This window comes from Geomonas oryzae, from assembly GCF_004117875.1.
GTDB lineage: Bacteria > Desulfobacterota > Desulfuromonadia > Geobacterales > Geobacteraceae > Geomonas > Geomonas oryzae.
Genome location: NZ_RAHW01000005.1, coordinates 354,665 through 369,640, shown reverse-complemented (window position 1 = coordinate 369,640; position 14,976 = coordinate 354,665). Strand labels below are relative to the sequence as shown.

The window sequence follows — 14,976 nt, the reverse complement described above, 5'->3', positions numbered from 1 at the left end:
GTGCTTATGATGGCGGTGATCCTCACCTGTTTCGGTGTGGTCATGGTCTACTCCGCGTCTTCCGTGATGGCGGCGAAGAGGTTCCACGACGGCTTCTTCTTCCTCAAAAGGCAGTCCCTCTACGCGCTGATCGGTTTCATCGGCATGGGGCTTGCCATGCACGTCGACTACCACGTCTGGAAGAAGTACGCCGTACCGCTCTTTTTGGGCACCTTCTTCCTGCTCCTTCTGGTGTTCGTGCCCGGGATAGGCGGCACAGCCAAAGGTGCGTCGCGCTGGATACGGCTTCCCGGCTTCAACTTTCAGCCCTCGGAGCTGGCGAAAGTGGCGCTCATCATGTACATGGCCTACTCGCTGGAGAAGCGCCAGGACAAGTTGAAGCAGTTCACCACCGGATTTCTTCCCTACATGCTGATCCTGGGGATGTTCATCGTGGTGCTTCTGGCGCAGCACGACATGGGTGCCGCGCTAACCATGTGTGTGGTCGCCATCATGATGCTCTTCGCCGCGGGGACCAAGGTGCAGTACATCCTCGGGATGGGGCTCGTAGCACTTCCCGGCGTCTGCTACCTCGTTTTCACCAAGGCGTACCGGATGCGGCGCATCACCGCCTTTCTGGACCCCTGGCAGGATCCGACCGATGCCGGCTTCCAGATCATCCAGAGCTGGCTTGCCCTCGGCACCGGCGGCTTCTTCGGACAGGGGCTCGGCGAAGGAAAACAGAAACTCTTCTACCTTCCCGAGGCGCACACCGACTTCATCCTCTCCGTGCTCGGCGAGGAAATGGGGTTCATCGGCGTGATCGTGATCGCGTCGATGTTTCTGTTGCTGGTGCAAAGAAGCATCCGGGTCGCCATCGCAGCCGAAGACAGCTTCGGGCGTTTCCTCGCCTTCGGCATCTCGGTCCTTTTGGGACTCGAGGCGTTCATCAACATGGCAGTCGTTACCGGCCTTCTCCCGACCAAGGGGATCGCGCTGCCGTTTTTAAGTTACGGCGGCAGTTCGCTGATCATCACGCTCTGCGCGGTCGGCGTGCTCCTTAACGTTTCCACCAGGACAAGGGGGACGGTATGAGGCTGATCATTGCGGGAGGCGGCACCGGGGGGCATCTCTTCCCGGGGATAGCGGTGGCAGAGGAATTCCTCTCCCGCAGTCCGGAGAACGAGGTTCTCTTCGTCGGGACCGAGCGCGGCATCGAGGCGCGTCTTCTGCCGAAGCTCGGCTACAAACTGGAACTCATCTCCGCAAGCGGCATGAAGGGAATGGGGACCGTGAAGAAGCTCATGAGTGCCGGACGCCTGCTCTACGGCTATTCGCAGTCCAGAAAGATCCTGAAGGAGTTCCGTCCCGACCTGGTGCTGGGGGTGGGAGGGTACGCGTCGGCCCCGATCCTCCTTGCCGCGAAGGGGATGGGGATCAGGCGCTTCATCCACGAGCAAAACGCGTTTCCGGGGCTCACCAACAAGGTTCTGAGCCGCGTCGTGGACGGCATTTTCATCTCCATGGAGGAGGCGGCTGGATTCTTCCCGAAGGGGATCACCCAGATGACCGGCAACCCGATCCGCAAGGAGATCCTCTGGGGCTTTCAGGAGCAGCGGGAGCGTGATGCCGGCGACGTGTTCAGCATCCTCGTTTTCGGCGGCAGCGCCGGAGCGCAGCGGATCAACAGCGCCATGCTGGAGGCGCTTCCCTTCCTCGAGTCGGTGAAGCATAAGCTGCGCATCACGCACCAGACCGGCGACAAGGACGTTGCGCGGGTGCGCGAGGGGTATCAGGGGCAGGGCGTCCAGGCACAGGTGCTCTCCTTCATCGACAACATGTCCGCGGCCTACGGTGCCGCCGACCTGGTCATCTGCAGGGCCGGGGCCACCACCATCGCCGAAGTGACCGCCTGCGGCAAGGGTTGCGTCTTCATCCCTTACCCGTATGCGGCCGACGACCACCAGAGGAAGAACGCCGAGTCGCTGGTGCACAAAGGCGCCGGGCGCATGATCGTTGAGGACGAGCTTTCGGGGGAGCGGCTTGCCGCCGAGATAAAGGACCTCATGGAGCACCCGGAAAAGGTGGCCGACCTGGAGAAGCACGCACGCGACCTGGCGCAGCTCGACGCCGCCCAGGCCATCGTCGCGGCCATGACGGGGAAAGGCTAGAACCCGTTCAACGTTCTGCGTTCAACGTTCGATACGGGATGTCCCTCTAGCAGACGACGCCGAAGCGGCATCACATTGAATGACCACGTGAAGAACAGGCCGTCAGCGGGCGGCCGAACGAAGCAAATTAATAAGGCGAACGTTGAACGCTGAACGTTGAACGGCCTTTAGGAGTCACAGTGTACGGAAAGATAGAGAGGATACATTTCGTCGGCATCGGCGGCATCGGGATGAGCGGCATCGCCGAGGTGCTCTTGAACCTGGGTTACAAGGTCTCCGGATCCGACCTGAGAAGCTCGGACACGACGCAGCGCCTTGAAAGCCTCGGCGGCGAGATCTTCATCGGCCACGCGGCCGAGAACGTGGCCCAGGCGGACGTGGTGGTCATCTCGAGCGCGGTGCACGAGGACAACCCCGAGGTCGTCGAGGCGCACCTCAAACTGATCCCGGTCATCCCCCGCGCGGAGATGCTCGCCGAGCTGATGCGCATGAAGTACGGCGTCGCTGTGGCGGGCACCCACGGCAAGACCACCACCACCTCGATGGTGGCGACCCTTCTCGCGAAGGGTGGGATCGACCCGACCATGGTGATCGGCGGCAGGCTCAACTCGCTCGGTAGCAACGCGCGTCTGGGCCAGGGGCAGTTCCTGGTCGCCGAGGCGGACGAGTCCGACGGCTCCTTCCTGCTCCTCTCCCCGACCATCGCCGTCGTCACCAACATCGACGCCGACCACCTCGATTTCTACAGCGGCATCGAGGAGATCAAGGACACCTTCGTAGAGTTCATCAACAAGATCCCCTTCTACGGACTCGCCGTCCTCTGCCTCGATAACGGCAACATCGCCGATATCCTGCCGCGGGTGAAGAAACGCTTCACGAGCTACGGCCTTTCGGCCCAGGCCGACTTCCGCGCCACCGACGTGCGCCTTTCCGGCTTCTCCACGAGTTTCGTGGCGCACCACAAAGGGGTGAGGCTGGGCGAGATCACCTTCTCCATGCCCGGCGCGCACAACGTGCTGAACGCGCTCGCTTCCATCGCGGTCGCCATGGAACTGGACATCCCGTTCGAGACCATCCAGGAAGGGTTCAAGGCCTTCGGCGGGGTCGGGCGTCGCTTCTCGCTCAAGGGCGAAGTCAACGGCATCAAGGTGGTCGACGACTACGGCCATCACCCGACCGAGATCCGCGCGACGCTCGCCGCGGCCAAGGCAGGCTTCGCGGAGAACCGCTTGGTCGTCGTGTTCCAGCCGCACAGGTACTCGCGCACCAAGGAACTCTTCGAGGACTTCGTCAAGGCGTTCCACGACGCCGACGTGCTGATCCTCACCGACATCTACGCGGCGGGGGAGGCCCCGATCGAAGGGGTGACCGCCGAGGCGCTAGCGGCGCGCGTGAGACGCCACGGCCAGAAGGACGTCACCTGGATCTCGGACCGCGACAAGCTCTGCGCGCATCTTGAAGGCGTCCTCGCACCGGGCGACATCCTGCTCACCTTGGGCGCCGGCAACGTCTGGCAGATAGGCGAGGCGATGCTGGAGCGTCTGAAGGCAACGGGGGACAAGTGACCTGGTCGCGCGCCGATCTGGAGCGGGTGGCGGAAAGGGTGCGCGGCGGCGTCCTGTGGGACGAGCCGATGTCCCGGCACAGCTCGCTCAGGGTGGGCGGACCGGCCGACCTCTTTCTCGAACCCGCCGATCAGGATGATCTGAAAACGGCAGTGGAGGCGCTCCGGGAAGTCGGGATCCCCTCCATGGTGGTCGGCGGCGGTTACAACCTGCTAGTGCGCGACGGCGGCATAAGGGGGTGCGTCATCTCCCTGAAACGCCTCGACGCCATGACCCAGATGCCCGGAGCCCGACTCGAGGTGGGTGCCGGCGTCACCAACCAGGCCCTTACCCGCTTCGCCGCGGAAAACTGCCTGGGAGGCATCGAGTTTCTTGGCGGCATCCCCGGGAGTTTCGGCGGCGCGCTCACCATGAACGCCGGTGCACACGGGGGCGAGACCTTCCTGCGGGTCGAGTACCTGACCACGATGCGCGGCAGCGAGGTCCTGGTGAGAAAAGGGAGCGAGGTTGAGTACGGCTACCGCTACCTGAAGCTGGAGCCGGGTGAGATCGTCCTTTCCGCGAGGCTCAGGCTGGAACCGGAAGAGCGCCGCCTGATCGAGGCGCGCATGCAGGAGTACATCGCCAAACGCGGCGGACAACGTGTCGGCTTTCCCAACGCGGGCTCCTTCTTCAAGAACCCTCCCGGCGAAAGCGCCTGGCGCCTCATCGATCAGGCGGGGCTGCGCGGCAAGACGGTAGGCGGAGCACAGGTCTCCGAGGTGCACACGAACTTCCTGGTGAACCGCGGCGACGCCCGGGCCGCCGATTTTCTCACCCTGGCCGCTTTCATAAAGCTCCGGGTCAAGGAGGAGAGCGGCGTAGAGCTGGAAGAGGAAGTGCGGATCGTCGGCGAAGGGTAGTGAATAGGAAAAAGGAATCAGAGCATGACCATAGATGAGCTGAAAACCAAAAAGATCGCCGTGCTGCTGGGGGGGCTTTCCGCCGAGCGCGAGGTATCCCTCAACAGCGGCAAGGCCGTGCTCGCCTCCCTCAAGCGCCGGGGGTATGACGCCGTCGGCATCGACGTCGGGCGCGACCTCGCCCAGCGCCTTGCCGAGGAGAAGGTGGAGCGTGCCTTCATCGCACTGCACGGCCGCTTCGGAGAGGACGGCTCGGTCCAGGGGCTCCTCGAACTGATGGGGATTCCCTACACCGGCTCCGGCGTGCTCGCCTCCGCGCTTGCCATCGACAAGGTCGCGGCCAAGGTGATGTTCGCAGCGGCGGGGCTCAGGCTCGCTCCCTACCAGGTGCTGCGCCGCGGCGAGGAGCTGAAGCTCGAAAACCCGCTTCCGGTCGTGGTGAAGCCCTCCAAGGAGGGGTCCTCGGTCGGCGTCAGCATCGTGAAAGAGCCCGGGCAGATGGAGACAGCGCTGGAAGAGGCCTTCCGCTACGACTCCGAGATCCTGGTCGAAGCGTTCATAAGCGGCAAGGAAGTCCAGGTCGGCATCCTGGACGGATGTGCCATGGGCGCCATCGAGATCGTTCCGAAAAACGAGTTCTACGACTACGAGGCCAAATACACCGACGGCGGCGCCGAGCACATCCTCCCCGCCCGCCTGCCGGAGAGCGTCTACCAGGCGGTTCTCAAGGAAGGCGAGAAGGCGCACGCCGCTCTCGGGTGCGACTGCTACAGCCGCGTCGACTTCCTGGTCAACGAGCAGGGCGAGTGCTACCTCCTCGAGGTCAACACCCTGCCGGGGATGACCGACCTGAGCCTTTTGCCGGAGATCGCCCGCGGTTCCGGGATCGATTTCGACCAGTTGGTGACGCGCATCCTGCTCGCCGCGTCGCTCAAGATTTAGAAAGTGCTGCCTTTACCCCCCTTTGCGAGGGGGCAAGGGAGATTTAACACAGTCCGTCAAACCGTTGCTATGCAGTGCATTGAAATTAAATTCGAACGGTAATTGCCATGCGCGATCTTCACACTAAAAAACAGCGGATACCCAACAACAGGGTCAAGAAGCCGCCCAAACAGCGCAAGCCGATCAACTGGACGCCCATCCTCAAATGGCTCTCCAGGGGGATCGGCGCCTCGGCCGTCTGCGCGGTCGTCGGTTTCGGTGGCTGGAAGGCCTACGGGGTGGTATCCCGCACCACGCTCCTGCGTCTCGAAACGATCGAGGTCTCACAGCTTAAGAGGGTGAGCCGGGACGAGCTCATCACGTTGGCCGGGGTCCGCCCGGGCGACTCCATGCTCGGGCTCGACCTCAAGACCGTCATGGCCCGCCTCGGGAAGAACCCCTGGCTGGAACAGATCCAGGTGCGCCGCTACTTCCCGCACACCCTCTCCATCACCGTTGCCGAGAGAACGCCGGTCGCGGTAGCCAACGTCGGCTGCCTCTATTACCTGGACGACAAGGGCGTTCTCTTCAAATCGCTGGCGGAGGGCGACCGGCTCGACTACCCGCTCATAACCGGGATCACCGAGGAAGAGCTGGCCCAGGACCCGAAGGGGACCCAGGAGGCGCTCAAGAGCGCGCTGCAGTTGATCGGCACGCTCAAGGCAGGCAGCGTCTTCAGCCTGGCCGACATCTCCGAGATCCACTACAGCAGGGGGTACGGGTTCACCCTCTTCACCATGCAGGGGGGGATCCCTGTGAAGCTCGGCAACGGCGAGTTCGGCGACAAGCTGGCGCGCCTGTCCCGCATCTACGGCGACCTGAAAACGCAGATGCAGGCTTTGGATTACATAGACCTCGATTACATCGACAAAATCATAGTTAAAAAAGTGTAGGAAAAGGGGGGGAGCATGTCTGCAACAAGAAGGGATAACCTGATCGTAGGCCTCGACATAGGCACAACCAAGATCTGCGCCATCGTCGGCAACGTCACCGAAGACGGCATCGACATCGTCGGCATCGGTACCAGTCCTTCCAAGGGACTGAGAAAAGGTGTCGTGATCAACATCGAGAGCACCGTCGCCGCCATCAAGAAGGCGATCGAAGAGGCCGAGCTCATGGCAGGGTGCGAGATCAAGTCGGTCTACGCGGGGATCGCCGGCGGGCACATCAAGGGGTTCAACTCCCAGGGTGTCATCGCCATCAAGAACCGCGAGGTTTCCCCCGAGGACGTGAAGCGCGTGATCGAGGCCGCCAAGGCGATCGCCATCCCGATGGACCGCGAAGTGATCCACATCCTCCCCCAGGAATTCATCATCGACGACCAGGACGGCATTCGCGAGCCGCTCGGGATGAGCGGCGTCAGGCTCGAGGCGAAGGTGCATATCGTCACCGGCGCCGTGGCGAGCGCGCAGAACATCGTCAAGTCCTGTAACCGCGCAGGTCTCGAGGTTGCCGACATCGTCCTCGAGCAGCTCTCCTCCTCCGAGGCGGTCCTTTCCGCGGACGAGAAGGAGCTTGGCGTAGCGCTCGTCGACATCGGCGGCGGCACCACCGACATCGCCATCTTCGTGGACGGCGCCATCAAGCACACCTCGGTGCTCTCGCTTGGCGGCAACCACCTGACCAACGACATCGCGGTCGGCCTCAGGACCCCGATGGCCGAGGCCGAGCGCATCAAGCAGAAGTACGGCTGCTGCCTCTCCTCCATGGTCGGCAAGGACGAGACCATCGAGGTGCCGAGCGTCGGCGGCAGAAAGCCGCGCATCCTCTCCCGTCAGCTTCTGTGCGAGATCCTCGAACCCCGCGTCGAGGAGATCTTCACCCTGGTGAACCGCGAGATCGTGAAGAGCGGCCTCGAGGACATGATCGCCTCGGGCGTGGTCATCACCGGCGGCTCCACCATCCTCGAGGGGATGCCGGAACTGGCAGAGCAGATCTTCAACCTCCCGGTGCGCCGCGGCCTGCCGCAGCGGATCGGCGGTCTCACCGACGTCGTAAATTCGCCGGTTTACGCGACCGGCGTGGGGCTTGTCGTCTACGGATCGAAGAACGTCGGCGTGCACGAGTTCCCGACGCAGCAAAGCGACGAGACCGTGTTCCGTCGGGTGAGCCGCAGGATGAAGGACTGGTTCGGAGAATTCTTCTAAAAAAGCACTATATGTAGTGTTTTTAGGCTTCCATTCTCTACATAAACGTAGTATAAAACCGGCTAATATTTTACCGCCGCCGGGGGGCGCGCTAATAAAGGGGGTTAGTTCATGTTTCAATTCGATGAAAGCATCGACCAGAGTGCGAAGATAAAGGTGATAGGCGTTGGTGGTTCCGGCGGGAACGCAGTCAACACCATGATGGCAGTGGGCATCACCGGGGTCGACTTCATCGTTGCCAATACCGATGCACAGGCGCTCAGGATGTCCAAAGCGCCGGTTAAGATACAGATCGGCACCCAGCTCACCAAGGGGCTCGGGGCCGGGGCTAACCCGAACGTCGGCCGCGAGGCCGCCCTCGAAGACAAGGACAAGGTGAGCGAGTCCTTGAAAGGCGCGGACATGATCTTCGTCGCCGCAGGCATGGGCGGCGGCACCGGTACCGGCGCAGCCCCGATCATCGCCGAGATCGCCCGCGAGCAGGGCGCACTCACCGTCGGCGTGGTGACCAAGCCGTTCACCCGCGAAGGGCGTCAGCGTCTCGCCAAGGGCGAAGACGGGATCAAGGAACTCAAAAAGCACGTCGACTCCCTGATCGTGATCCCCAACGACAGGCTCCTGGGCCTTGCCGGCAAGTCCATGTCCATCCTCGACGCGTTCAAGCCCTCCGACGACGTGCTGCGCCAGGCGGTGCAGGGCATCTCCGACCTGATCACCCAGTCCGGCCTGATCAACGTCGACTTCGCCGACGTGAAGTCGATCATGAGCGAGCGCGGCATGGCCATGATGGGCATCGGCCTCGGCGCCGGCGAGAACCGCGCCGTCGACGCAGCCCTCAAGGCGATCTCCAGCCCCCTGCTTGAAGACATCGACATCTCCGGCGCCAAAGGCGTCCTGGTCAACATCTCCGGTTCCTCCGCGATGACCATGGACGAGTTCGACGCGGCCAGCAAGGTGATCCACGAGAAGGTGCACGAAGACGCCAACATCATCGTCGGTCTGGTAATCGACGAGACCCTCGGCGAGACCATCAAGGTGACCGCGATCGCCACCGGTTTCGGCGACCGTTTCGACCTCGACAAGGGGCGTCACGAGATGAAGAACGTGAGCTCCCTCGTGAAGCCGCAGCCCGAGATCAACCGCGAGATCCCGACCTTCATCCGCGAGAAGCACCAGCGCGAGACCGTAAGGCAGCAGCGCTCCTTCATGATGGACGACGAGGACCAGTACGATATCCCGACCTTCCTCAGGAAGTCCGTCGACTAGCTTCAGACACAGTCATGGCAACGAGGCCCGGTCCCCAAAAAGGGAGCCGGGCCTTTTTTCATCCGGCAATTCGCGGGAACATGAAGAACAGCCGCCTACGAAGCGCAGCATTATGCCTCACGTTCCCCCCTTTGTCGAAGGGGGGGCAGGGGGGGGTAATCTCGCCCCCAGCCCACTTTATCCTTAAGAATTCGATGCCTCGGCCGATTAAGCCACAATGGCTTATCCTCGATTTGTGGTGCAGGACCCGCCCTACCAGGAGTATCAGCAGTCAATGAGCGAACCGAGCCTCTACAACAGCAAGATCATCAGCATCTTCGTCACGCTGCTGAAGAAAAAGTACCCCAGCGTCGACGTGCGCGACATCCTTTGCTACGCGGGCATCACCGCGTACGAACTGAGTGACGAGGGGCACTGGCTCACCCAGACCCAGGTGGACCGCTTCCATGCCAGGATGACGCAACTGGTCGGATCCGACATCGCCAGGGAGGGCGGCCGCTTTGCGACCTCCAAGGAGGCGCTCAGCGCGAGTGCGAAGTACACCCTCGGGCTTATCGGTCCCGGTAATACGCTCCTCGCCGCTGGGAAATGTGCGAGTCACTTCACCCGTTCCTCCCGGTTCGTCGGACGCATGATCGCGGAAAACAAGGCGGAGATCACGGTCACCCCGTACGAGGGGGTCCAGGAAAAGCCGTACCAGTGCGAAAACCGCATCGGTTTCTTCGAGGCGATCGTCACCATGTTCGACTACGACATCCCCCAGGTAGAGCATCCGGAATGCATCTTCAACGGTGGGCACTGTTGCCGTTACGTGGTGACCTGGAAGAAGACAAAATTTGCGACCATACGCCGCGCAAGGAACATCATGGTTCCGCTCAGCCTCGCGGTGTACGCACTGCTGCAGCATAGCTTCGGGATCGGGCACCTCCCCGAGGTGCTGGCGGGGATCACTATCTCCGCCCTCGTCGCCTCCTATGTCGCGGAGCGGCTCGAGAAGCACGAGATACTGGTCACCCTGACGAACGTGAAGGAATCGACCGAGCGGACCATCGAGCAGATCGGGATGAACTACAACAACGCCCGGATGGTCAATGAGGTGGGGCAGGCTCTGAGCAGGCAGACCCGCACGGACGAGGTGCTGCGCAACGTCATCGGGGTGATCGAAAAGCGGCTTTGCTACGACCGCGGCGTCATCATGCTGGCCGACGAGCGCAAGTCGCGTCTTAGGTTCAGCACCGGGTTCGGCTACAGCGACAAACAACTCGAGGCGCTGCTCAACAAGTCGTTCGACCTCACCTCTCCCGGCTCACAGGGGGTCTTCGTGACCGCCTTCAGGGATAAGGAAAGCAAGTTCGTCGGTGACTTCTCAGAATTGGAGCACCTGCATTCCGAGCAGAGCGTGGCCTTGTCACGGGAGATGGAGGCGGAATCCTTCATCTGCTGTCCCATCGTCTGCGAAGGGGAATCGCTGGGAATCATCGCCGTGGACAACAACACCTCGAAGCGCCCGCTCACGCACAGCGACCTGAGCCTTATGACCGGCATCGCCCCGGTCATCGGCATGAGCCTGCGCAACGCCATCTACCTTGAGCGCGAGCAACGCATGGCGGAGCAGATCCGGCAGTCGCAGAAGATGGAATCGGTCGGGGTGCTGGCCGGCGGCATCGCCCACGACTTCAACAACCTGCTCACCGGCATGATGGGGTTTGTCACCCTGGCGCAGATGAAACTGGCGCAGGACGATGACGTACAGCCCTTCCTTGAACAGGTGATGAGCGCAGCGGAGAAGGCCGCATCGCTCACCCAGGGGCTCCTCGCCTTCAGCCGCAAACAGGTCAACCATCCCGAGCCGGTCAACCTGAACCAGGTGGTGGAAAACGTGCGCAAGCTGTTAAGCCGCCTGGTCACCAACAAGATCCGCCTGAACTTCGAGCTCTGCGACGCGATGCTGCCGGTGGTCGCCGACTCGAGCCAGATCGATCAGTTGCTCACCAATCTCGCCAACAACGCCCGAGACGCCATGCCCGAGGGGGGAACCTTCACCATCAGCACCGGCTCCATGGATGTCACGGAAGAATGGGTGTACGAGCACGGCTTCGGCGTCATCGGGGCTTACGCCGTGATCACGGTGACCGACACCGGGGTCGGCATGGACGAGGTGACCAAATCCCACGTCCTCGAGCCTTTCTTCACCACCAAGGAGGTGGGGAAGGGGAGCGGTCTCGGGCTTGCCATCGTGTACGGCATCGTGAAGCAGCACGACGGCTATCTCGTCATCGACAGCAAGCCGGGCGAGGGGACGACCTTCCGCATCCTGCTCCCCTTGATTGGCGGCACCCCGGCCGGAATCGACGTCGCCGAGCAGCCCGCCGCACTCTAGCCGTTTTCCCCCAGGAAACCCACCCACTTCACCCTGAGCGTCGCCACGCCGAACTCCTCCTCCACGATTCCCTTCAGGAGGTAGGGGCGCCGCTGCGAAAGTTTGCGGCAAAAACGGGCGTAGACGTCGGGGAAGAAGGTCGCGTCGAAGATGGCGGTGACGTCCTCGAAGGAGACGAACTCCATGGGACGCCCGTGCTTGTCCTCCACCATCTTGGTCGTGATCCACCACCCCACCATGGTCACCCATTTCCCCGAGTGCTTGATGAGTTCGGACGCCTTGATGGGGCGGTGCCTCTGCCACTGCGCCTTGTAGAGGGAGAGGGGGTGCCGGGAGGCGAGAAAGCCGAGCGCCTCCACCTCCTGCCGCAACACCGTATCCGCGTCGTAGGGAGGGGCCTTCGGGAGCGTCGTCTTCTGTTCGAAGAGAAGCGCCGTGTCCTGCTGCTGGAAATGAAGCAGCTCCCAGAGAAGGGCGGGGCGCCTTTCCACCTTTTCCAGCGCGTCGAAGCATCCCGCCTTCACGAGCCGCTCGGCATCGGCACGCTGCACGCCGCTTCGACGCAGGAAATCGGCGAAGGATGCATAGCGGCCCCCCTCACGTCTCTCCCTGAAGAGCCGCTTCGCCCCTTCCCGCGTGAGCCCGTCGATCTGCATGAGGCCGATGCGCAGCGTCTTTTCCTTGCCCAGGTAGTGGTATTCGCTCTCGTTGATGTCCGGCGGCAGTATGGCGAGACCCAGGCGGCGCCCCTCCGAGATGTAGGCAAACGGGGAGTAGTATCCCCCCTGGTTGGAGATCACAGCCGCCATGAACTGGGCCGGATGGTTTGCCTTCATGTAGGCGGCCTTGGCGCTCAAAAGGGCGTAGCTTGCCGAGTGTGGCTTGCAGAAGGAGTAACCGGCAAAGGAGAGGATCTGTTCCCAGATCGCCGCGAGTACCGGGCCGGAGACGCCCCGTTCCATCCCTCCGGCGACGAATTTCGCGCGGAAGTCGGCGAGCCGCTTCTCCTTGTGCTTCTTCGTGATCACCTTCCTGAGCTGGTCCCCTTCGCTGGCGGAAAAGCCGGCGAGCTCCATGGCGATCTGGGTGATCTGCTCCTGGTAGATGGCGATCCCAAGCGTCTCGCCGAGTACCCCTTCCAGAAGCGGGTGCAGGTGCTCCCACTTCTTCCCCTGCATGCGCGCCACGTACTCCTGAATGAAGCTGTTCGCCGCGGGCCTTATGATCGACGACGCCTGCACCAGCACCTCGAAGAGGTCGGCCTCGAAGGTCTCCGGCGGCGCCGTGGAACTCCAGATCTTGCGCAGCAGAAGGCGCACCGACGGAGATTCGAGGTAAAAGCAGCCGATGGTGAGGCCGCGCCGCATGAGACTCCGGGTGCGTTCGTCCTCGAGCGGCCGCCAGCTCGCGTAGTCGATCTCGACTCCCGTCTGCTCCTTCACCGAAGCCATCGCGTCACGGATCACGGCGAGTGAACGGTTCCCGAGGATGTCGATCTTGACCAGCCCCGCGTCCTCGGCCTGGTCCTTCTCCCACTGGATGACCGGCAGCCCCTTGTGCGAGATCTCCACCGGGACGTAGCGGCGTATCTCGTCCGGGACGATGACGAGCCCGCCGCAGTGCAGCGAAAGGTGGCGCAACTGGCCGTTCAGCCTCCTTGCCGTAGCCACGATCTCCAGCCAGTCCGGAGACAGGCTCTCCCCCTGGAAGAGCGGATGCTCCGACATGGCGGCCGCCGTCTGTTCCGCGCGCCAGAAGCCGGAGACGCGCTCGGTCATCTCCTTGATCTCGCAGTCCGGCAGGCCGTAGACCTTCGCCACCTCGCGCAGCGCCGATCTCCCCTTGAAACCAACCTGGTTCGCCACCATGGCCGCGCGCCGTGCACCGTATCGGGCGAAGGCGAAATCGAGGATGGCGTCGCGCTCGTCCCACGGGAAGTCGACGTCGATGTCAGGGGGATCGCTGCGCCCCTCGTTCAGGAAACGTTCGAAGAAGAGGTTGTGGCGGATGGGATCGACGTGGGTGATGCCGAGGCAGTAGGCAACGAGCGACGCGGCCGCGCTGCCGCGTCCGCAGGTGCGTTGCGACTGTTTCGTTATCTCCTCGACGACGAGGAAGTAGTGTGCGAACCCCTTGTCCCGGATGATGGAGAGTTCCTTGTCGAGACGCGCCTCCACCCTTTCGTCGATCACGCCGTAGCGCAGGAGTGCGCCGGTGCGGGCGCGGGATTTGAGAGTCGCGAAGGCGTCGTCGTTGTCGAGTTCCCGGAAGGCGGGGAAGATGGTCGTCGAGAAGTCCCACTCCCTGCGGCACATGGCGGCGATGCGGCCCGCGTTTTCCAGCGCCTGCGGGCAGTGCGGGAAGAAGTCGGCCATCTGCGTCGCGCCGTACAGCGCGTCCGACTCGGAAGCCGTCAGGTCCGGCGTGAGTCTTGAGAGTTTCGTATTGAGGTGGATGGCCCGTAGCACGCGGTGCAGATGAAAGTCCTCTCCGGAAGGGGACTGGCTCCGCCAGGTGCCTGTCCCCGACGGCTGCGTTGCGGGGTGTGGGGCGCGTACAAGCACCCGTGCCGTAGCCACCGGCGGCAGGCCGAGATCCCGCGACAGCGCGAGAGCCCGGTGCATGTCGTGCCCCGGCGACAGTTCAACGAAGAGGCGTTCCGCGGAAACCGCCTTAAGCGTTGAGAGAAGGCGTGCGTTGTCGCTCAGAACGACGACCCCGCGCCGGTAACGGGTGAGCGCCACGCAGAGGTCGAACCCCTTTTCGCAGTGGAGGTCGGAGAGAAGTCGGGAGATGTTGGCGTAACCGTCTTGGTCCGCAGCGAGCAGCACCGCGCGTGAATCGGGAGTCACCGCCTCCGTCCCGATGATGGGAGCGATCCCCGCCTCCCTCGCCGCGTCCAGAAAGCGCGGCACGCCGTATAGCCCGTTTCTGTCGGTGATGGCGAGAGTATCGAAGCCAAGGCGCGCCGCCTCCGCGCAAAGCGCCTCCGGCGCGAGCACCCCCCAGCCGGGGGAGAGGGAACTATGTACGTGGAGATGGACGAACATGGCAGCTACCTGAGTTTCCTGATTAGCGGGACCTCCCGCTAGTTCCCCTCTCCCTCCGGGAGAGGGTGCCCAAAGGGCGGGTGAGGGCGTTGCTACGAAGTGAGAAGTTGCAGCTGCCGCCGCCCTCACCCTGACCCTCTCCCAGAGGGAGAGGGAATGTGGAAGTTATGTAACGCAAGCCCATGGTGAGTCAGGTAGCTTTTGACAATAACTACTGCTGTAATTACAATCCCGAAATCTATTACGATAGGGGGATGGGAGCACAAACTGTATGAAAAAAGAGTCAAAAACTGACTGGCAACGGATAAATGCATTGCGCGACGAGGACATTGATTTGAGTGACTCGCCGGAGCTGGACGAGACATTTTTCAAAGAAGCTGTCGTTTGGCCCGCGCAGAAGAAGCAGATAACTCTGCGACTCGATCCCGACGTGCTTGATTTCTTCAAATCACAGGGGAAGGGATATCAGACTGCCATAAACAAGGTTCTGCGCCGTTACGTCGAAGCCCAGAAGCACCATTGATCTATGTGTCCT

General features: G+C 62.5%; 11 protein-coding genes. 10 read left to right on the top strand and 1 reads right to left on the bottom strand.

All coding sequences use genetic code 11. From position 1 onward, the window contains the following. The first annotated feature begins 6 nt into the window (after positions 1-6). From ftsW to D6Z24_RS14645, 9 genes are all read left to right on the top strand, one after another. The gene (gene ftsW, locus D6Z24_RS14685) at positions 7-1,074 is read left to right on the top strand and encodes a putative lipid II flippase FtsW (protein WP_198419565.1); all 1,068 of its coding nucleotides are present in this window, start codon (positions 7-9) and stop codon (positions 1,072-1,074) included. Next, a complete protein-coding gene (murG, locus tag D6Z24_RS14680) occupies positions 1,071-2,150 on the top strand; it encodes an undecaprenyldiphospho-muramoylpentapeptide beta-N-acetylglucosaminyltransferase (protein ID WP_129127344.1) in 1,080 nt (359 codons plus the stop codon). Before ftsW ends, murG begins: the two co-directional genes overlap by 4 nt. A 179-nt stretch (positions 2,151-2,329) precedes the next feature. Then, positions 2,330-3,715 carry a UDP-N-acetylmuramate--L-alanine ligase gene (gene murC / locus D6Z24_RS14675; protein WP_129127343.1) on the top strand — a complete coding sequence of 462 codons (1,386 nt, stop codon included), beginning with the start codon at positions 2,330-2,332 and terminating at the stop codon, positions 3,713-3,715. Further along, positions 3,712-4,617, top strand: a complete 906-nt coding sequence (gene murB / locus D6Z24_RS14670; protein WP_129127342.1) for a UDP-N-acetylmuramate dehydrogenase — start codon at positions 3,712-3,714, stop codon at positions 4,615-4,617. The genes murC and murB overlap by 4 nt, the downstream gene beginning before the upstream one ends. Before the next feature lie 24 nt (positions 4,618-4,641). Continuing rightward, the gene (locus tag D6Z24_RS14665; protein WP_129127341.1) at positions 4,642-5,559 is read left to right on the top strand and encodes a D-alanine--D-alanine ligase; all 918 of its coding nucleotides are present in this window, start codon (positions 4,642-4,644) and stop codon (positions 5,557-5,559) included. Between the two features lie 107 nt (positions 5,560-5,666). Continuing rightward, on the top strand, positions 5,667-6,491 hold the full coding sequence (locus D6Z24_RS14660; RefSeq protein WP_129127340.1) for a cell division protein FtsQ/DivIB: 825 nt from the start codon (positions 5,667-5,669) through the stop codon (positions 6,489-6,491). Positions 6,492-6,506: 15 nt separating this feature from the next. Further along, complete coding sequence (ftsA, locus tag D6Z24_RS14655) at positions 6,507-7,745, top strand: cell division protein FtsA (RefSeq protein ID WP_129127339.1); 1,239 nt, start codon at positions 6,507-6,509, stop codon at positions 7,743-7,745. Positions 7,746-7,856: 111 nt separating this feature from the next. Next, positions 7,857-9,011, top strand: coding sequence for a cell division protein FtsZ (ftsZ, locus tag D6Z24_RS14650; protein WP_129127338.1), 1,155 nt, complete (start codon positions 7,857-7,859; stop codon positions 9,009-9,011). Between the two features lie 274 nt (positions 9,012-9,285). Next, complete coding sequence (locus D6Z24_RS14645; protein WP_129127337.1) at positions 9,286-11,391, top strand: GAF domain-containing sensor histidine kinase; 2,106 nt, start codon at positions 9,286-9,288, stop codon at positions 11,389-11,391. Here D6Z24_RS14645 and D6Z24_RS14640 read toward each other — a convergent pair. Beyond that, complete coding sequence (locus tag D6Z24_RS14640) at positions 11,388-14,441, bottom strand: DNA polymerase III subunit alpha (RefSeq protein ID WP_129127336.1); 3,054 nt, start codon at positions 14,439-14,441, stop codon at positions 11,388-11,390. The two genes, D6Z24_RS14645 and D6Z24_RS14640, sit on opposite strands and share 4 nt — an antisense overlap. A gap of 271 nt (positions 14,442-14,712) precedes the next feature. Here D6Z24_RS14640 and D6Z24_RS14635 point away from each other — a divergent pair, with 271 nt between their 5' ends. Beyond that, complete coding sequence (locus D6Z24_RS14635; RefSeq protein WP_129127335.1) at positions 14,713-14,964, top strand: BrnA antitoxin family protein; 252 nt, start codon at positions 14,713-14,715, stop codon at positions 14,962-14,964. Positions 14,965-14,976: the final 12 nt, after the last annotated feature.

Bases quoted from the DNA above. Each gene is read 5' to 3' on its own strand.
- D6Z24_RS14635 (WP_129127335.1), top strand. From the start codon at position 14,713: ATGAAAAAAGAGTCAAAAACTGACTGGCAACGGATAAATGCATTGCGC.
- ftsA (WP_129127339.1), top strand. From the start codon at position 6,507: ATGTCTGCAACAAGAAGGGATAACCTGATCGTAGGCCTCGACATAGGC.
- murG (WP_129127344.1), top strand. From the start codon at position 1,071: ATGAGGCTGATCATTGCGGGAGGCGGCACCGGGGGGCATCTCTTCCCG.
- ftsW (WP_198419565.1), top strand. From the start codon at position 7: ATGATGGCGGTGATCCTCACCTGTTTCGGTGTGGTCATGGTCTACTCC.
- D6Z24_RS14640 (WP_129127336.1), bottom strand. From the start codon at position 14,441: ATGTTCGTCCATCTCCACGTACATAGTTCCCTCTCCCCCGGCTGGGGG.
- D6Z24_RS14660 (WP_129127340.1), top strand. From the start codon at position 5,667: ATGCGCGATCTTCACACTAAAAAACAGCGGATACCCAACAACAGGGTC.
- ftsZ (WP_129127338.1), top strand. From the start codon at position 7,857: ATGTTTCAATTCGATGAAAGCATCGACCAGAGTGCGAAGATAAAGGTG.
- D6Z24_RS14665 (WP_129127341.1), top strand. From the start codon at position 4,642: ATGACCATAGATGAGCTGAAAACCAAAAAGATCGCCGTGCTGCTGGGG.
- D6Z24_RS14645 (WP_129127337.1), top strand. From the start codon at position 9,286: ATGAGCGAACCGAGCCTCTACAACAGCAAGATCATCAGCATCTTCGTC.